The 17,190-nt window shown below is 68.3% G+C and carries 16 protein-coding genes; 12 read left to right on the top strand and 4 right to left on the bottom strand.

Translation table 11 applies throughout. The annotated features are described in order from the left end of the window. Window positions 1-193, top strand: a 193-nt coding sequence (locus tag ACG04R_RS03535) for a hypothetical protein (protein ID WP_394406482.1), incomplete at its 5' end; no start/stop codon positions are given. 383 nt (window positions 194-576) lie between these two features. Next, on the top strand, window positions 577-1,887 hold the full coding sequence (locus tag ACG04R_RS03530; protein WP_394406481.1) for an alkaline phosphatase family protein: 1,311 nt from the start codon (window positions 577-579) through the stop codon (window positions 1,885-1,887). Here the strand turns inward: ACG04R_RS03530 and ACG04R_RS03525 are convergent. The 4 genes from ACG04R_RS03525 to ACG04R_RS03510 all read right to left on the bottom strand — a co-directional run bounded on the left by ACG04R_RS03525 (window position 1,874) and on the right by ACG04R_RS03510 (window position 5,186). Then, window positions 1,874-2,794, bottom strand: coding sequence for an SMP-30/gluconolactonase/LRE family protein (locus ACG04R_RS03525; protein ID WP_394406480.1), 921 nt, complete (start codon window positions 2,792-2,794; stop codon window positions 1,874-1,876). The two genes, ACG04R_RS03530 and ACG04R_RS03525, sit on opposite strands and share 14 nt — an antisense overlap. Beyond that, complete coding sequence (locus ACG04R_RS03520; protein ID WP_394406479.1) at window positions 2,781-3,266, bottom strand: acyl-CoA thioesterase; 486 nt, start codon at window positions 3,264-3,266, stop codon at window positions 2,781-2,783. Before ACG04R_RS03520 ends, ACG04R_RS03525 begins: the two co-directional genes overlap by 14 nt. An 11-nt stretch (window positions 3,267-3,277) precedes the next feature. Beyond that, entirely contained in the window at window positions 3,278-4,345 is a 1,068-nt protein-coding gene (locus ACG04R_RS03515; protein ID WP_394406478.1) for an aldose epimerase family protein, read from the bottom strand. A 73-nt stretch (window positions 4,346-4,418) separates the two neighbouring features. Beyond that, the gene (locus ACG04R_RS03510; RefSeq protein ID WP_394406477.1) at window positions 4,419-5,186 is read right to left on the bottom strand and encodes an SDR family NAD(P)-dependent oxidoreductase; all 768 of its coding nucleotides are present in this window, start codon (window positions 5,184-5,186) and stop codon (window positions 4,419-4,421) included. A 222-nt stretch (window positions 5,187-5,408) separates the two neighbouring features. Between ACG04R_RS03510 and ACG04R_RS03505 the strand changes: the two genes are divergently transcribed. From ACG04R_RS03505 to ACG04R_RS03460, 10 genes are all read left to right on the top strand, one after another. Beyond that, window positions 5,409-6,338: a dihydrodipicolinate synthase family protein gene (locus ACG04R_RS03505; protein WP_394406476.1), complete on the top strand. Its 930-nt coding sequence runs from the start codon at window positions 5,409-5,411 to the stop codon at window positions 6,336-6,338. After that, a complete protein-coding gene (locus ACG04R_RS03500) occupies window positions 6,338-7,267 on the top strand; it encodes an arabinan endo-1,5-alpha-L-arabinosidase (RefSeq protein WP_394406475.1) in 930 nt (309 codons plus the stop codon). The genes ACG04R_RS03505 and ACG04R_RS03500 overlap by 1 nt, the downstream gene beginning before the upstream one ends. A gap of 16 nt (window positions 7,268-7,283) precedes the next feature. Then, entirely contained in the window at window positions 7,284-8,375 is a 1,092-nt protein-coding gene (locus tag ACG04R_RS03495; RefSeq protein ID WP_394406474.1) for an ABC transporter ATP-binding protein, read from the top strand. Window positions 8,376-8,982: 607 nt separating this feature from the next. After that, window positions 8,983-9,879, top strand: a complete 897-nt coding sequence (locus ACG04R_RS03490) for a carbohydrate ABC transporter permease (protein ID WP_394406473.1) — start codon at window positions 8,983-8,985, stop codon at window positions 9,877-9,879. Beyond that, window positions 9,876-10,712, top strand: coding sequence for a carbohydrate ABC transporter permease (locus ACG04R_RS03485; protein ID WP_394406472.1), 837 nt, complete (start codon window positions 9,876-9,878; stop codon window positions 10,710-10,712). The genes ACG04R_RS03490 and ACG04R_RS03485 overlap by 4 nt, the downstream gene beginning before the upstream one ends. Continuing rightward, the gene (locus ACG04R_RS03480; protein ID WP_394406471.1) at window positions 10,709-12,037 is read left to right on the top strand and encodes an extracellular solute-binding protein; all 1,329 of its coding nucleotides are present in this window, start codon (window positions 10,709-10,711) and stop codon (window positions 12,035-12,037) included. The genes ACG04R_RS03485 and ACG04R_RS03480 overlap by 4 nt, the downstream gene beginning before the upstream one ends. Continuing rightward, complete coding sequence (gene arfA / locus ACG04R_RS03475) at window positions 12,034-13,560, top strand: arabinosylfuranosidase ArfA (RefSeq protein ID WP_394406470.1); 1,527 nt, start codon at window positions 12,034-12,036, stop codon at window positions 13,558-13,560. Before ACG04R_RS03480 ends, arfA begins: the two co-directional genes overlap by 4 nt. Beyond that, window positions 13,557-14,501 (top strand): glycoside hydrolase family 43 protein, encoded by a 945-nt coding sequence (locus ACG04R_RS03470; protein ID WP_394406469.1) that lies wholly within the window; start codon window positions 13,557-13,559, stop codon window positions 14,499-14,501. The genes arfA and ACG04R_RS03470 overlap by 4 nt, the downstream gene beginning before the upstream one ends. A gap of 4 nt (window positions 14,502-14,505) precedes the next feature. Continuing rightward, entirely contained in the window at window positions 14,506-16,401 is a 1,896-nt protein-coding gene (locus tag ACG04R_RS03465; RefSeq protein WP_394406468.1) for a glycoside hydrolase family 97 protein, read from the top strand. Between the two features lie 29 nt (window positions 16,402-16,430). Then, complete coding sequence (locus tag ACG04R_RS03460; protein ID WP_394406467.1) at window positions 16,431-17,183, top strand: FadR/GntR family transcriptional regulator; 753 nt, start codon at window positions 16,431-16,433, stop codon at window positions 17,181-17,183. Window positions 17,184-17,190 lie beyond the last annotated feature (7 nt).

Raw genomic sequence — 17,190 nt, 5'->3', positions numbered from 1 at the left:
GCTCCAATTGAGCGCCTCTTGCAGTGATTTTGAAGCCGAAGCCGCTGCTGTGCTCTTTCGGATACGCGTGGTCCAAGGACGGCTCTCGGGCGTCGAACCTCATCGTTTGAAGTTCCGTAACGGGTCGGGAGCGCCGATCCAACGCGTCAAGCAGCAGACATTCGACAACGACCGCCGTGGGCAGCTCTGCTGAACGACCGCAGCGCCCTCTACACCGGTCGTTGAACCCATGAGCCGGCCAAGCGCGCCAGCGTCCGCGTCATGCCAAAGAGCGTGAATTCGGTGGCTGATCGTCGATGACGGCACCCGCTGCAAATCCGCCGCACCGTCCCATTCGCTTCCTGTTCGCTGCCGATGCTCGTGGTGACACGAATTGCGGGCTCAACGCGCTGGACCAGATGCCGACGATCAGCGTAATACGCACACGACGACCGCCATCGCCTGCAGGCGCTCGCGAAACCCCGGGCCGTTGCCAGCGCGCTCCGCCAGGATTGCCGTCCACTTCAGGGGTGACCGTGGGCGAAGGCCAACGCGCTGGACGCTAAAGTGAACAAAGGTTCATTCTTCAGCGCTCCCATGCCGACACCCGCCCCTCGCGCTGCCCGCCACTTTTCCGGCGCCGTCGCCCTGCTGGCCGCCGCCGTGCTGGCCCTGGCCGGCTGCGCGGCACAGACACCGGCCGCGGCCCCCGCCACCACAGCCGCGCCGCACGCCGCCGAGCAGCGCCAGCCCGTGACGCTCCTCGTCTCCATCGACGGCTTCCGCGAGGACTACCTGCGACGCGGCGTGACACCCACGCTGTCGCAGCTGGCGTCCAGCGGTGTGACCGCGGTCATGCACCCGTCGTTCCCGACCAAGACCTTCCCCAATCACTGGACGCTGGTCACCGGCCTGCGTCCGGACCGCCACGGCATCGTCGGCAACCGCATGGAGTCGCCCGAGCGCAAGGCGCCGTTCACGATGGCCACCGACGACCCGTGGTGGTGGAACGGCGCGACGCCGATCTGGGTGGATGCGGAGAAGGCCGACCTGCGCACCGCCATCATGTTCTGGCCGGGCGCCAACGTCGCCATCGGCGAGCTGCAGGGCGACGACGGGCAGAAGCAGGTGCCGGGCACGCGCCCCTCGGACTGGATGCAGTACCACCAGGCCATCACCGACGTGCAGCGCGTCAACACGGTGCTGGACTGGTTGCGCCGCCCGCCGGAGATCCGCCCGAAGTTCATCACCGTGTACTTCGACGAGGTGGACACCGCCGGCCACGACTACGGCCCGGACGGCGCGCAGACCACGCAGGCGGTGGCCCGGGTCGACGACGCGATCCGCGCGCTGCTGGCAGGGTTGAAGGGCCTGGGCCAGCCGGCGAACCTGGTCATCGTGGCGGACCACGGCATGGCCGCCACCAGCAGCGAGCGCGTGATCGCGCTGGACAAGCTGCTCGACCCCAAGCTCTACCACCTCGTCGAGACCGGCACCTTCGCCAGCCTCGCGCCGCTGCCCGGCATGGACGCGCAGGTCGAGAAGGCCCTGCTCGTGCCCCACGAGCACATGCAGTGCTGGCGCAAGGCCGACATCCCGGCGCGCTTCCACTACGGCTCGAACCCGCGCATCCCGCCCATCCTGTGCCTGGCGGAACCCGGCTGGCTCGTGCTGGCCAACGCGCCGCGCAAGCCGGCCATCGGCGGCAACCACGGCTACGACAACATGGCGCCGGAGATGAACTCGCTGTTCATCGCCAATGGCCCCGCGTTCGCCGCGGGCAAGGTGTTGCCGGAGTTCGAGAACATCGAGGTCTACCCGCTGCTGCGACAGCTGATGGGGCTGCCGGCCGCCACGGGCGTGGATGGCGACGGTGCCGTGTTCCGCAGCGCGTTCAATCGTCGTTGAACAGCGCCTCGGCCAGGAACAGCCCCGGCTCCACCGTCATGCCGAACAGGCTGCCCGACAGTGGGCGGGCCATCAGGTCGGCCGTGCTGAGGCCTTCGCGCGCGGTCGTGACGAGGATCTGGTCGCCCGCCGGGCCGCCGAAGGCCGGACAGGTGGTGTTGCTGACGGGCACCGTGTAGCGGGCCAGCGTGCGGCCGTCGGTGCCGTAGCGGACCACCGTGCCGGCGCCCCACTCGGCGTTCCACAGGCAGCCCTGCGCGTCGACACAGGAGCCGTCGGGGAAGCCCTCGTGGGCTTCCTTCTTGACGAACACGCGCGGCTCGCTGACGCGGGCGGTGGCCGAGTCGTAGTCGCAGACCATGATGCGGCGCTGCGTCGTGTCGCAGTAGTACATGCGACGGCCGTCCAGGCTGAAGCTGATGCTGTTGGCGATGGCCACGCCGTCCAGCGGCAGGCGGCGCAGGCCGTGGGCCAGCGTGTACTGGTAGAAGCCGCCGACGGGCTGGCGCGGCTCGGTCTCGTACAGCGTGCCGAAGACGAAGGCACCGCTGCGGTCGCAGCGACCGTCGTTGGCACGGTTGCTCGTGAGGTTCACTTCCAGCGGCGCCAGCGTCTCAGGCTCGGCAAAGAGGCTGCCGGTGGCCTGCAGGTCGGGAATCCGAAGCCGCGCGACGCGCTTGGCCATCGCCAGGTAGATGGCGCCGGAGCGGCCATGCACGAAGCAGCCGACGCGCTCCGGCAGGCGCACCTGCAGCGTCGCGGCGGCACCGGGTGTCCAGGCGTGGATGCAGGCGCCCTCGATGTCGGTCCACCACCAGCGGCCCGAAGGAGCGTGCCATTGCAGGCCTTCGCCGAGGTTGTTGGCCTGGGCGAGGGCGAGGACGAAGGGATGTTCAGCGTTGCTCATCAGGTTTGACGTCAGGTCTGACTTCAAGGGCCGCGCGGGCCTGTTTGCGGGCGATGGCGCCGGCATGACGGCGGCGCTCGTCGGGCGTGAAGGGGCGCAGGGGCGCCACCGGCACGGGTTTGTTGTCGTCGCCCACGGCCACCATCGTGAAGTAGCAGCTGTTGACGTGCCGCACTTCCTGCGTGCGGATGTTCTCGGCCACCACCTTGATGCCGACTTCCATCGACGAGGTGCCGGTGTGGTTGACGCAGGCCAGGAAGGTGACCAGCTCGCCGACATGGATGGGCTGGCGGAAGATGACGCGGTCCACCGACAGCGTGACGACGTAGCGCCCGGCGTAGCGGCTGGCGCAGGCATAGGCCACCTGGTCCAGCAGCTTGAGGATGTTGCCGCCATGGACGTTGCCGGAGAAGTTGGCGGTGTCCGGTGTCATCAACACCGTCATCGTCAGTTGGTGTGCGGGCAGGTCCATGGCAGCTCCGGTCAGGCGAAGCGGTGGATTGTCGTGCTGCGGAATGTCTGGCCCGGCCTCAGCACCGTGGACGGCCAGTCGGCGCTGGCTTCGTGGTGCGGCGAGTCGGGGTTGTGCTGGGTTTCCAGGCACAGGCCGTCGCCCTGGCGGTAGATGCGGCCTTCCGGCCCGGCCAGGCTGCCGTCGAGGAAGTTGCCGGAGTAGAACTGCAGCGCGGGCTCGCTGGTCAGGATGTCCATGCGCCGGCCGGAGTGCGGGTCCTCCAGCGTCGCGGCGGGCCGCAGGCCCTGCGCGTCCGGCTCGCCATCCAGCAGCCAGTTGTGGTCATAGCCCTTGGCGCGCAGCAACTGCGGGTGCGACTGGCGGATGCGGGCCTCGATGGGCGTGGCCTCGCGGAAGTCGAAAGGCGTGCCTTGCACGGGCGCATGCTGCAGTGGGATCAGGTGCGCGTCGACCTCGCTGTAGCGCGAGGCCGGAATGGTGAGGCGGTGGCGCAGCACCCAGCCCTGGCCCGCGAGGTTGAAGTAGTCGTGGTGCGTCAGGTTGACGACGGTGGCGCGGTCGGTCGTCGCCTCGTAGTCGATGCGCCAGCTGTTGTCCGTCGCGCTCAGCGCGTAGCGCACGCGAACGGTCAGCTCGCCGGGGAAGCCCTGCTCGCCGTGCGGGCTGGTGTAGCTGAACAGAAGCGCCTCGGCCTCGCCCGGGCGCGCCTCGACAGGCTCGGCCGTCCACAGCCGGTGACCGAAGCCCTCGGTGCCGCCATGCAGGCAGTTCGGCCCGTCGTTGCGGCTCAAGGCATGCGTCTCGCCGTCCAGCTCGAAGCTCGCACCGGCGATGCGGTTGCCGTAGCGGCCGACGATGATGCCGAACGACGGGTTGCGGTGGACGTAGTCGTCCAGGTTGTCGAAACCCAGCACGACGTTGCCGCTGCGGCCCTGCGCGTCCGGCACCCACAGGCCCGTGACGATGCCGCCCAGCGTGATGGCGGTCAGCTTCAGGCCCTGGCCGTTGCTCAGCGTGTACTCATGCACCGGCCGGCCATCGGGCAGCAGGCCGTAGTCGCGACGCTCCATGGTCATTGGTGCACCCTTCGGCCTGCGGCCTGTCCCGCCAAGCGGGAGCGAGCTTGCTGGGGGCGGCCCGGCGCGGCGCTCATACCCACCCACCGTCGACGATGAAGTCCTGCGCGGTGCACATCGCCGAGTCGTCCGCAGCCAGGAACAAGGCCATGTTGGCGATGTGCTGCGGCATCAGCGGCTCGTTGATGCACTGGCCCTTGGCGATCTCCTTCTTGGTCTCTTCCGTGACCCACAGCTTGAGCTGCTTCTCGGTCATGACCCAGCCCGGCACCAGTGTGTTGACGCGGATCTTGTGCGGACCGAAGTCGCGCGCCAGGCAGCGCGTCAGGCCCTGGGCCGCGGCCTTGCTGGCCGTGTACGCGGGCATGCCGCCCTGCTTGAGCATCCAGCTGATGGAGCCGAAGTTGATGATGGAGCCGCCGCCGGCCGCCTTCATGTCGGGCAGCACGGCCTGGGCCGTGAAGAACTGGTGCTTGATGTTGACGGCGACGCTGGCGTCCCAGAACTCGGACGTGGTCTCCTCGACCTCGTGGCGCTTGTCGTTGGCGGCGTTGTTCAGCAGCACCGTGAACGGGCCGGTGCGCTCGCGCAGCGCGGCGATGGCGGCGCGCAGCGACTCCACCTTGCTCAGGTCCGCGGCCATGAACTGCGGCGCATGGCGGCAGGTGGCGGCCAGGCGGGCGGCGAGGGCGTTGCCCTCGTCGGCGGCCAGGTCGATGAAGGCCACCTTGGCGCCCTGGGCGGCAAAGGCCTCCACCAGCGTCTCGCCGATGCCGGTGGCCCCGCCGGTGATCAGGACCGCGCGGTCCTGCAGGCTGGGGTATTGGGCGTAGGAACTCATCGGGAATGTCTCCGGTCGGATGCTGGCCGGCTTCTGCGGCCTGGCGATGACCGAATTATTAGTCATACTTTTTTGTTTGCAAAGACGGCAAATCACGGGTTAACCCCAATGATCTTCGTCAAATAGTCATACTTTAATGAGCGCCATGCCGACGATGACAGCCGGCCCTGCGCCGCGCGTCGGTGCTTGATCCAACTTCCCCAGAGACAAGGGACCGCACCCATGAGCGCCTCCACCACCCGCCCGTACCGCGGCGTCTTCCCCGTCGTTCCGACCATCTTCAACGCCGACGGCACGCTGGACGTTCCGGGCCAGCTGCGCTGCGTCGACTTCATGATCGACGCCGGCTCCACGGGCCTGTGCATCCTGGCCAACTTCTCCGAGCAGTTCGTGCTGTCGGACGCCGAACGCGAGACGCTGACCCGCGCCATCCTCGGCCACGTGGCCGGCCGCGTGCCCGTCATCGTCACGACGACGCACTACTCGACGCAGATCTGCATCGAGCGCAGCCAGCTGGCGCAGCAGCTCGGCGCCGCCATGGTCATGGTCATGCCGCCGTACCACGGCGCCACGTTCCGCGTGTCGGAAGGCCAGATCGAGAGCTTCTACCAGCGCCTGTCGGACGCGATCAGCATCCCCATCATGATCCAGGACGCCCCGGTGGCCGGCACGCCGCTGTCGGTGCCTTTCCTGGCACGCATGGCCACGAACATCGCCAACGTGAAGTACTTCAAGCTGGAGATGCCGCAGGCCGCCAGCAAGATGCGCGAGCTGATCCGCGTCGGCGGTGCCGCCATCGAAGGCCCGTGGGATGGCGAAGAAGCCATCACGCTGCTGGCCGACCTGGACGCCGGCGCCACCGGCGCGATGACCGGCGGCGGCTTCCCCGACGGCATCCGCAAGATCTTCGACGCCTTCCACGCCGGCGACCGCGAGACCGCCGTCGTCGAGTACGGACGCTGGCTGCCGCTGATCAACTACGAGAACCGCCAGGGCGGCATCCTGACCGCCAAGGCGCTGATGAAGGAAGGCGGCGTCATCAAGAGCGACGCGCCGCGCCACCCCTTCCCCGAGATGAGCCCCGAAGTGCGCGCCGGCCTGCTGGACGCCGCCAAGCGACTCGATCCCCTGGTCCTGCGCTGGGGCAAGTAATGCGGGCCCTCTGGGCGCTGGTGGCGACGCTGGCGCTGTTGCTGGCTGCCCGCGTGGACGCCGTGGAGCTGCAAGGCGACACGGGCGCCCACGACCCGACGTTGCTGATCCAGGGCGAGCGCTGGTTCGTCTTCACGACCGGACGCGGCCTGCAGCGGCTCGAATCCGCGGACGCCGGCAAGACCTGGCGGCGCCTGGCACCTGTCTTCAGCGAGGCACCCGCCTGGTGGAAAGACGCCGTGCCCGAGCACAAGGGTCTGGACGTCTGGGCACCGAAGCTGTTCGAGCACCGCGGCCGCACCTGGGCGCTGTATTCGATCTCTTCGTTCGGCAAGAACCGCTCGGCCATCGGCCTGGTCAGCAGCGATCGGCCCGACGGCGAATGGCGCGATGAGGGCCTCGTCGTGCAAAGCCGTGCCGAGGACAACTTCAACGCCATCGATCCCGACCTCTTCAGGGACGGCGACGGCAGGCTATGGATGAGCTACGGCTCGTTCTGGGGCGGCATCCGCCTGACCGAGCTGAGCGCCGACACGCTGCGCCCCATCGGCGAGACGCGCTTCATCGCACGCCGCAAGAGCGGCATCGAGGCGCCCACCCTCGTGCGCCACGGCGAGTGGGTCTACCTGTTCGCGTCGTTCGACCTGTGCTGCCGCGGCGCCGACAGCAGCTACAACATCCGCGTCGGTCGCGCCCGCAGCGTGACCGGCCCCTACCTGGACCGCGACGGCAAGGACCTGATGGACGCCGGCGGCACGCCCTTGCTATCCGGCGGCGCGCGCTGGAAGGGCCCGGGCCACCAGGACGTTGTCGGCGACTGGATCGTCCACCACGCCTACGACGCCGAACACGGCGGCAGGCCGCAACTGCGCATCAAGCGCTTGAGCTGGTCCGACGACGGCTGGCCCGTGATCCCCCAAGAAGAATGAACCGGAGACACCCACCGTGGCTGGCTTGAAATTGGAGAACATCTGCAAGCGCTATGGCGCGGTGCAGGTCATCGAGAACCTGTCGCTGGACGTGGCGCCCGGCGAGTTCGTCGTCTTCCTGGGCCCGTCGGGCTGCGGCAAGACCAGCCTGCTGCGCATGATCGCGGGGCTGGAAGAGGTGACGGGGGGCCGCATCCTCATCGGCGAGCGGGACGTCACCCACGCGGCGCCCGGCCTGCGCAACCTTGCCATGGTGTTCCAGCACTACGCGCTGTACCCGCACATGACCGTGCGCGACAACCTCGCGTTCGGACTGAAGAACATCGGCATACCGGCCGACGAGATCGCCAGGCGCATCACCGAGTCGGCCCGCATGCTGGAGCTGGACGCGCTGCTGGAGCGCAAGCCCGGCCAGCTGTCCGGCGGCCAGCGCCAGCGCGTGGCCATCGGCCGCGCGGTGGTCAAGGAGCCTGGCATCTTCCTGTTCGACGAGCCGCTGTCCAACCTGGACGCCGCGCTGCGCGGCCGCACGCGGCTGGAGCTGGCGCAACTGCACCAGCGCCTGGGGGCGACGATGGTGTTCGTCACGCACGACCAGATCGAGGCCATGACGCTGGCCACGCGCATCGTCGTCATGAAGGGCGGCGCCATCGAGCAGGTGGCCACGCCCGCCGAGCTGTACCGCCGCCCCGCCACGCGCTTCGTCGCCAGCTTCATCGGCACGCCTGGCATGGGCTTCGTGCCGGTGGAGCGCGCAGCCGACGACCGCGGCCGCGCCGTCGTCACGGTCCCGGGTGGGGCCACCGTAACGACGCGCGTCCCGGTGGACGGGCTGCCGCCGCAAGGCCTGGTGCTGGGCGTGCGCCCCGAGAACCTGCGCGTCGCCGAGCAAGGCCCGCTGCGCGGCCGCGTCGAGCTGGTCGAGTTCCTCGGCGAGCGCACGCTGGCCCACCTGAAGCTCGAAAGCGGCACGCCGCTCATCGTCACGGTGCCGGCGGGCGTCTCGCCCAAGCTGGGTTCGCATGTCGCCGTCAGCGTGGATGTGGCCGAGGCGCATCTGTTCGACGAGACGGGCCGCGCCCATCATGCGCAGGAGGCGCTTCAATGAGCGGCTTGACGCCCAGGCCCAGCCGGGAATTCGCCCCGGCGGGCGACCTACTTTCTGGGCGACCAGAAAGTAGGCAAAGAGTCGCCCCTGCTCCGTCGCCCCTCGCGGAGCTCGGGGTTCCCTGCGATGCTCGAACGGCGAGGCTCGCGCGGAACTCGCTTCGCTACGCTGCGCTCAGACAGCCGCGCGAAGTCAGTCCACGAAGCGTGCTGCGCACGCGCCTCGCCGTTCTGCGCTTCTCGGCTCCTCCAAAGGGGGGTGAAGAAACAGCCGAACAGCCGCAACAGCCAACAGCCAAGCACCAAAGCCGTTCGCACCGAGGCATTTGTCTTCCCCCCTCTGAGCCCGCCGAGCAGCGCAAGGCCTTGAGGGCGTGCGCGCAGCGCACTTCGACGACTGACTTCGCGCGGTTGTCTGAGCGCAGCGTAGCGAAGCGAGTTCTGCGCGAGCCCTCAAGGCCTGAGCAGCGCAGGGAACCCCGAGCAACGCGAGGGGCGGGCGGATCGGGGGTCGCTTCTTTGCCTACTTTCTTGTCGACACAAGAAAGTAGGTCGCCCGCCGGGGCGAACTCCCGGCACCACGCTCACAAGCTGCTGGAGGTGTTGCCATGAGCACCACCACCCCGACGGTGGGCCTGCGCGCCTCCCGCCCCGCCTACGCCCTCTTCGTGCTGCCCTTCGTCGCGATCTACATCGCGCTGCTGCTGTGGCCGCTCGCCAAGGGCGTGTGGATCAGCTTCCACGACCACGACCTGCTGTCCGACGACAGCCTGTGGGTGGGCCTGGCCAACTACCAGGAGCTGTGGGGCGACGAGGTCTTTCAACAGGTCGTCTGGAACACCATCCGCTTCGTCGCGATCAGCACGCCGATCTTCGTCGTGCTGTCGCTGACGCTGGCGCTGGCGCTGAACCGGCCGGGCAAGCTAGCCACCTTCCTGCGCGCCACGTTCTTCTGCGCCTCGGTCTTCTCGGTGACGTTGATCACGCTGGTCTGGAAGCTCGCGCTGATGCCCGAGCGCGGCCTCATCGCCCAGTTCTTCGCGGCCATGGGGCTGCAGGAGCTGCCGCTGCTGACCAGCGACAACCTCGCGCTGCTGACCGTGGCCCTCGTGACCGTGTGGTGGATCATCGGCCTGCCGATGATCATGTTCCTGTCGGCGCTGCAGCAGATCCCGGGCGACATCTACGAGGCCGCGGCGCTGGACAACACGCCGCGCTGGCGCGTGCTGACGCACATCACGCTGCCGAGCCTCAAGCGCGCCATCATCCTCGTCGCGCTGATCGAGGTGATCCGCCAGTTCCAGGTCTTCCCGCAGATCATGCTGATGACCAACGGCGGCCCCAACAACACGACGCGCTCCGTCGTGCAGTTCATCTACGAACAGGCCTTCATGCAGCTGTCGCTGGGCTACGCCACGGCCGCCTCGCAGGTGCTGCTGGCGATCATGCTGGTGGGCGTGTCGACGCAGCTCTGGTTGGAACGTGACAAGGGAGGCCAGCGATGAATCCGCTGCTCCGTAGAAGCTGGTTCGACCGCTTCGTGATGGCCGCGCTGACGCTGCTGGCCCTGGCCTGGATGGCGCCGCTGCTGTGGGTCGTCGCGCTGTCCTTCAAGCCCAACGAGTTCCTGCTGACGCACACGGACGTCTTCCTGGCGCCGCCCTACACGCTGACCAACTACCTGGACATCCTGCAGACCTCGCAGGTGTTCCGCTGGCTGGGCAACAGCGCGCTGGTCGCGCTGCTGCAGACGGTGGGCGTGCTGGTGTTGTCGTCGCTGGCGGGCTACGGCTTTGCGCGCTGCGAGTTCCCGGGTCGCAAGTGGCTGTTCGCCCTCGTCATGTTCGGCCTGGCCGTGCCGGCGCAGTCGGTCTTCATCCCGCTGCACCGGCTGTTCTCGGACTGGAACCTGCAGAACACCATCGCCGGCCTCACGCTGCCAGGCCTGTCCGCGCCGTTCGGCGTGTACCTGATGACGCAGTACTTCAAGGCCATCCCGACCGAGCTGGAAGAGGCGGCGATGCTGGACAACACGTCGCGCTTCAAGACCTTCCTGCGCATCATCCTGCCGCTGAGCCTGCCCGCGCAGGCGACGCTCGGCATCTTCACCTTCCTGGCCTGCTGGAACGACTACCTCTGGCCGCTGGTCATCGCGACGCAGCCGGACATGTACACGCTGACCCGGGGCCTCGCGTCCACGCAGACCAACTTCGCGCAGTCCGAGGGCCTGGGCTTCCTGATGGCGCAGGCCGTGTTCGCCGGCATGCCGGCGCTGCTGCTGTATCTCTTCTTCCAGCGCCACCTGGTCACCGCGGTCGCAGGGACGGGCAAGTCATGAAGCGCCTGCTGATCTGTTTTTCCGCCGTACTGCTCGCCGCCTGCGGCGCGAGCAAGGACACCTCGGGCAAGACCGAGATCACGCTGATGCGCTTCTTCGGCAGCTGCGAGGCGCAGTATGGGCAGGTCGTGAAGACGTCCGACGGCGTGGGCGAGTGCGGGATCATCACTGCGCTGGTCAACGAGTTCAACGCGACACACCCCGACATCGTCGTGAAGACGCAGATCGGCGAGTGGGGACCGTATTACGACCAGCTCACCGCGCGCCTAGTCGCCAAGGACATCCCGACCATCGCCGTCATGCACGAGTCGGCGCTGGGCGACTATGTGCGCCGCAAGCTGGTGCTGCCGCTGGACGAGGACTTCAAGCGCATCAGCGTGCCGGTGGACGACTTCACCGAGCATGCGCGCCGCGGCACGAGCTTCAACGGCCAGACCTATGCGCTGCCGTTCGACACCTGGGCCTGGCTGTGGCACATCAACACCGGCCTGTTCAAGAAGGCCGGCCTGCTCGGCGCCGACGGCCAGCCCCTGCTGCCGCACTCGCCCGAGGAGCTGCTCGCGCAGGCGCGCCAGTTCAAGCAGCGCACCGGCAAGCCCTACTTCGCCTGGGCCGTGGCCAACGAGACGGCGGCCAACGACCGCACCTTCCTGACGCTGGTCGCGCAGCAGAACACGAAGCTGTTCTCGGACGACGGCAAGACCATCGACATGCACCAGCCGGGCGTGGTCAACGCGCTGACGCTGATGCAGACGCTGTACCGGGAAGGCCATGTGCGGCCCAACCTCGACTACGCCGCCGCCAACCAGGCCTTCCTGAACGGCGAGGCAGGCGTCGTCATCGTCGGCACCTGGACCATCGACCAGTTCCTGCGCGAGTCGCAGAAGCCCGATTCCAAGCTCCAGGGCGCCTACATCGTGAAGCCCTTCCCGCAGCTCTACGAGAAGCCGGCCGTGTTCGCCGACGGCCACTCGTGGGCGCTGTTCAAGGGCGGCGCCAAGGACGCCAAGGCGCACGAGGCCAGCCTGCAGTTCCTGAAGTTCGTCTGGGACCACAGCGCCGAGTGGTCGCGCACAGGCCACCTGCCCGTCAGCAAGACCGTCGCGGACAGCGCCGCCTTCAAGGCGCTGCCGATGCGCGCGGCACTGACCGAGATCACGCAAACCGGCATCGGCATGCCGGGCAACGTGCCGACGCAGCGCGCCATCGAGCTGCTGATCGGGGAGGACGTGGCCAACGTGATGATCTCCGGCAAGCCCGTCGACGAGGTGCAGGACAGCGTCGAGAAGCGCGTCAACAAAGCTCTCAAGAAGGCCCGCCGATGACGTTCCAAGCCGCCCTCATCGTCGACCGCGATTTCGACATCGCGCCGCTGGACCGCCGCCTGTTCGGCGTGTTCGTCGAGCATCTGGGCCGCTGCGTCTACAACGGCATCCATGAACCGGGCCACCCCAGCGCCGACGAGCACGGCTTTCGCGGCGACGTCGCCGAGCTGACGAAGGAGCTGGGGGCGACCATCGTTCGCTACCCCGGCGGCAACTTCATGTCGGGCTACAACTGGGAAGACGGTGTCGGCCCGAAGGAGCAGCGCCCGCGCCGGCTGGATCTGGCCTGGTTCTCCACCGAGACCAACCAGGTCGGCACGCACGAATTCATGCACTGGTGCCGCAAGGTCGGCATCGAGCCGATGTTCGGCGTCAACCTCGGCACGCGAGGGCCGGACGAAGCGCGCCACTACCTCGAGTACTGCAACCATCCCGGCGGCACGGCGCTGTCGGACCTGCGCCGCAGCCATGGCGCGGAGGAGCCGCTGGGCATCAAGTTCTGGTGCCTGGGCAACGAAATGGACGGCCCCTGGCAGATCTGCCAGAAGACTCCCGACGAATACGGCCGCATCGCCAAGGAGACCGCCAAGCTGATGCGCTGGGTGGACCCGACCGTCGAGCTGGCGGCCTGCGGCTCATCGGCCTACGACATGCCGACCTACGGCGTCTGGGAAGACCGCGTGCTGGAGCACTGCTTCGAGTTCGTGGACTACCTGTCGCTGCACAGCTACTTCGTGAAGCCCCCGGCGGACACGAGCACCGAGAGCTTCTTCGCGCAGATCGAGACGAATGCGCGCTACATCGAGGACACGGTCGCCATCGCCGATGCGGTCGCAACGCGCAAGCGGTCGAACAAGCGCCTGATGCTGTCTTTCGACGAATGGAACGTCTGGTACCGCGCCCGCCACGGCGAGCACCTCAAGCAGGCCGGCTGGCCCGAGGCACCACGGCTGCTGGAAGAGGTCTACACGGCCGAGGACGCGTTGCTCATCGGCGGCATGCTGACGATGTTCATGAACCATGCCGACCGCCTCAAGGTCGCCTGCATGGCGCAGCTGTGCAACGTCATCGCGCCCATCATGACCGAGCCGGGCGGCCCGGCCTGGCGCCAGACCATCTTCCATCCGTTCGCGCAGGCGGCGCGCTGGGCCCGGGGCGACGTGCTGCGCCCGGTGATCGAGTCGCCGAGCTTCGCCAACGCCCGCCATGGCGAGCTGCCATACCTGTGCGCCAGCGTCGTGGACGACGCGGCCACGGGCCAGACGGCCATCTTCCTGCTCAACCGCCACCTGACGGACGAGATGGATCTGTCCATTGCCCTGCGAGGCCTGGGCATCGAACGCCAGCTGGTCAGCGCCGAGCAACTGCACAGTGCCGACCTGAACGCCAGCAACACCGCCGACGCGCCCGACCGTGTCGCACCCCAACCGCTGGATGGCATCGCCACCCTCGACGACGGCTTGAGCGTGCGGCTGAAACCCGCCTCCTGGAACGTCATCGTCACGAAAGCCCTGCGCGCATGAGCACCGCCTGGAACAACCCTCTCATCGAACAGCGCGCCGACCCGCAGATCAGCCTCGTCGACGGCCGCTACTGGTTCACCGCGTCGGTGCCCCGCTACGACGCCATCGAGATCCGCAGCGCCGACAGCATCGCGGGTCTCGCAACCGCGCCCACCAAGGTGATCTGGCGCAAGCACGAGAGCGGCCCGATGAGCTTCCACGTGTGGGCGCCGGAGCTGCACCGCATCGACGGCCGCTGGCTCGTCTACTTCGCGGCCAGCGAGCGCGACGACATCTGGAAGCTGCGCATGTACGTGCTGGAGTGCCAGGGCGAGAACCCGCTCACCGGCGAATGGATCGAGCGAGGCCAGATCGCGACACCCGAGGAAGGCTTCTCGCTGGACGCGACGCCCTTCGAGCACCACGGCCGCCGCTTCCTGTGCTGGGCGCAGAAGAGCCCGCCCACGGAGAGCAACCTCTACATCGCCGAACTGGCCAACCCTTGGACGTTGAAAACCGAGCCGGTCGTCATCACGCGCCCTGAGCTGGCCTGGGAGCGCATCGGCTTCTGCGTCAACGAAGGCCCGGCCGTTCTGAAGCGCCACGGCCGCGTCTTCATCGCCTACTCGGCCGCCGCCACCGACGCCAACTACTGCATGGGCCTGCTGTGGGCCGATGAGAACGCCGACCTGCTGGACCCGAGGAGCTGGCACAAGTCGCCCACGCCAGTGTTCACGACCGATGCATCGGTCGGCCAGTTCGGTCCCGGCCACAACAGCTTCACGACGACGCCCGACGGCAAGACGGACCTGCTGGTCTATCACGCACGCAACTACCGCGACATCGTCGGCGACCCGCTGAACGACCCCAACCGCCACACCCGCGTGCAGGCCTTCGGCTGGCGCACGGACGGCTTCCCCGACTTCGGCACGCCGATGGCCGATGGTCCTTACACGGTCTGAAACCATGAAGCTCATCGCCTCGTTCCTGCTCGCAGTGCCCGCACTCGCCCACGCCCTCAGCAGCCCCGACGGCCAGTTGCAGGTGGATGTCTCGGTCAACGACCAGCAGCAGCTGGTCTACACGGTGCAGCGCGCCGGCCAGCCCGTGCTGCTGGCCTCGCGCCTGGGGCTCGTGCTGGAGCAGGGTGACTACGCGAACGGCCTGAAGCTGGCCTCCACGTCGCCCGTGAAGATCCACCGCGAGCACTACACGCTGGCGGCGGGCAAGCGCAGCCAGATCGACTACGTGGCCAACGAGCAGAGCTTCGAGGTCGCGAACGCCGCCGGCCAGCATCTGCTGTTGACGGTGCGCGCGTCCAACGACGGCCTGGCGCTGCGCTACTCGGTGCCCGGGGCCGGCCGCAAGCAGTTCAAGGAGGAGCTGACGAGCTTCGCCTTCGCGCCCGAGGCGCGCGCCTGGCTGCAGCCCATGGCAGAGGCCAAGTCGGGCTACAAGCGCGTGAATCCGTCGTACGAAGAGCACTACCAGATGGACATTGCCGTCGGCACGCCCTCACCGTCGCCGGCCGGCTGGGTCTTCCCTGCGCTGTTCCGCAGTGGCGCGAACTGGGTGGCGCTGACCGAGGCCGGCATGGACGGCCGTTTCCACGCCTCGCGCCTGCGTCCCGACTCGGCCGGCGGCGTCTACCGCTTCGGCCTGCCAGACCCGCGCGAGGTCTTCACCGGCGGCGGCCTGCTTGCGGACGTGGATGGCCCGCTGACGACGCCGTGGCGCGTGCTCGCCATCGGACCGTTGAAGACGGTCATGGAGTCCACCCTCGGCACCGACCTCGCCGCGCCCGCCGTGCCGTTCGACAAGGCGAAGCTCAAGCCCGGCCAGGCGTCCTGGAGCTGGGCGCTGCTGAAGGACGAGGCGACCGTGTTCGACGTGCAGAAGCGCTTCATCGACTACGCCGCCGACATGCACTGGAACTACACGCTGGTCGACGCCGAATGGGACCGCCAGATCGGCGACGCCAAGATGAAGGAATTGGCCAGCTACGGCAAGACCAAGGGCATCGGCCTGCTGGCCTGGTACAACTCCGCGGGAGACTGGAACGACACCCCGCAGACGCCACGAAGCAAGCTGCTGACCCGCGCGGACCGGCAACGCGAGTTCGCGCGCGTCAAGGCCATGGGCGTGGCGGGCCTGAAGGTGGACTTCTTCGGCGGCGACGGCGCCTCCATGCAGGCGTACTACGTGGACCTGTTGAAGGAATCGGCCGCGGCCGGGCTGTTGATGAACTTCCACGGCGCGACGCTGCCGCGAGGCTGGAGCCGCACGTACCCGCACCTGATGACGATGGAGGCGGTGCGCGGCCTGGAGTTCACGACCTTCACGCAGGACGACCAGGACGCCGTCGTCACGCATGCCGCCATGCTGCCGTTCACGCGCAACCTGTTCGACCCCATGGACTTCACGCCCATGGTGTTCGGCGACATCCCCAACATCAAGCGCGCCACGCGCAACGGCTTCGAGCTGGCCGAGAGCGTGCTGTTCCTGTCCGGCATCCAGCACTTCGCCGAGACGCCCGAAGGCATGGCCACCGTGCCGCCCTACGTGAAGGGCCTGCTGCGCGAACTGCCACGCCACTGGGACGAGGTGCGCTTCCTGGACGGCGAGCCCGGCAAGTTCGTCGTGCTGGCCCGCCGCGCCGGCAAGCAGTGGTTCGTCGCCGGCCTGAACGCCGGCGACACACCGCGCGACGTCACGCTCGATCTGGCCTGGCTGGGTGCCCGGGAAGGCCAGCTGATCACGGACGGCGAGGGCCCGCGCGAGTTCTCGCAAGGCAAGCTTGCCGCCCCGGCGGGGAAGCTGACGCTGGCGCCCCACGGCGGCTTCGTCGCGCGCTTTCGATAATGCGGGACCTATTCACCAGCCTGGCGCCGATGAAGACTCGCGCGGATCACTCCACTTACAGCGCCCCGGCCGAGGGCAAGAGCCAGCACGGCCGCATCGTCAGCGAGCTGGGCCTGGCCATCATCGGCGGCGAACTGCAGCCCGGCGACAAGCTGCCGCCCGAAGCCCAGCTGCTCGAACGCTACGAGATCAGCCGCCCCGTGCTGCGCGAAGCCGTGCGCGTGCTCGTCGCCAAGGGCCTGGTCGTGTCCCGCCAGCGCGCCGGCGCCATCGTGCGCCCGCGCAACGAATGGCACATGCTGGACCCGGACGTGCTGTACTGGCTCATCCAGGCCCAGCCGCAACGCGACTTCGTGCAGACGCTGCTGGAAGTGCGCCAGATCTTCGAGCCCGCCGCCGCCGCGCTGGCGGCCCGCGCCGCGACGGACGAGCAGCTGGCCGGCATTGCCACCGCCTACGAGGGCATGGCCGCGGCCAAGACGACGGCCGAGCTGCTGGAGCCCGACCTCGCCTTCCACCGCCGCATCGCCGAGGCCACCGGCAACGACCTGCTGGCGTACATCGGCAACATGCTGTCGCTGGCGCTGCGCGAATCCATCATCCTGAGCAGCCAGCTGCCCAACACGCACGAGCTCTCGCTGCCGCGCCACAAGGCCATCCTGACCGCGCTGCAGGCCCGCGACCCGCTGGGTGCTCGCCAGGCGACGCTGGTGCAGCTGGACGAGACCGGCGACGACATCAACAGCGTCCTGGCCAATGATGGCCGCGTCAATCTCGCCTGAGGAAGAA

Origin of the sequence: Pelomonas candidula (assembly GCF_043555985.1) — a bacterium.
Classification (GTDB): domain Bacteria; phylum Pseudomonadota; class Gammaproteobacteria; order Burkholderiales; family Burkholderiaceae_C; genus Pelomonas; species Pelomonas candidula.
The sequence above is the reverse complement of the archived record's forward strand: the minus strand, read 5'-3'. Positions and strand labels throughout refer to the sequence as shown.

Coding starts and splice junctions, on each gene's coding strand:
- arfA (WP_394406470.1), top strand. CDS start 12,034: ATGACGTTCCAAGCCGCCCTCATCGTCGACCGCGATTTCGACATCGCG.
- ACG04R_RS03465 (WP_394406468.1), top strand. CDS start 14,506: ATGAAGCTCATCGCCTCGTTCCTGCTCGCAGTGCCCGCACTCGCCCAC.
- ACG04R_RS03515 (WP_394406478.1), bottom strand. CDS start 4,345: ATGACCATGGAGCGTCGCGACTACGGCCTGCTGCCCGATGGCCGGCCG.
- ACG04R_RS03460 (WP_394406467.1), top strand. CDS start 16,431: ATGAAGACTCGCGCGGATCACTCCACTTACAGCGCCCCGGCCGAGGGC.
- ACG04R_RS03520 (WP_394406479.1), bottom strand. CDS start 3,266: ATGGACCTGCCCGCACACCAACTGACGATGACGGTGTTGATGACACCG.
- ACG04R_RS03510 (WP_394406477.1), bottom strand. CDS start 5,186: ATGAGTTCCTACGCCCAATACCCCAGCCTGCAGGACCGCGCGGTCCTG.
- ACG04R_RS03530 (WP_394406481.1), top strand. CDS start 577: ATGCCGACACCCGCCCCTCGCGCTGCCCGCCACTTTTCCGGCGCCGTC.
- ACG04R_RS03470 (WP_394406469.1), top strand. CDS start 13,557: ATGAGCACCGCCTGGAACAACCCTCTCATCGAACAGCGCGCCGACCCG.
- ACG04R_RS03505 (WP_394406476.1), top strand. CDS start 5,409: ATGAGCGCCTCCACCACCCGCCCGTACCGCGGCGTCTTCCCCGTCGTT.
- ACG04R_RS03500 (WP_394406475.1), top strand. CDS start 6,338: ATGCGGGCCCTCTGGGCGCTGGTGGCGACGCTGGCGCTGTTGCTGGCT.
- ACG04R_RS03480 (WP_394406471.1), top strand. CDS start 10,709: ATGAAGCGCCTGCTGATCTGTTTTTCCGCCGTACTGCTCGCCGCCTGC.
- ACG04R_RS03490 (WP_394406473.1), top strand. CDS start 8,983: ATGAGCACCACCACCCCGACGGTGGGCCTGCGCGCCTCCCGCCCCGCC.
- ACG04R_RS03485 (WP_394406472.1), top strand. CDS start 9,876: ATGAATCCGCTGCTCCGTAGAAGCTGGTTCGACCGCTTCGTGATGGCC.
- ACG04R_RS03525 (WP_394406480.1), bottom strand. CDS start 2,794: ATGAGCAACGCTGAACATCCCTTCGTCCTCGCCCTCGCCCAGGCCAAC.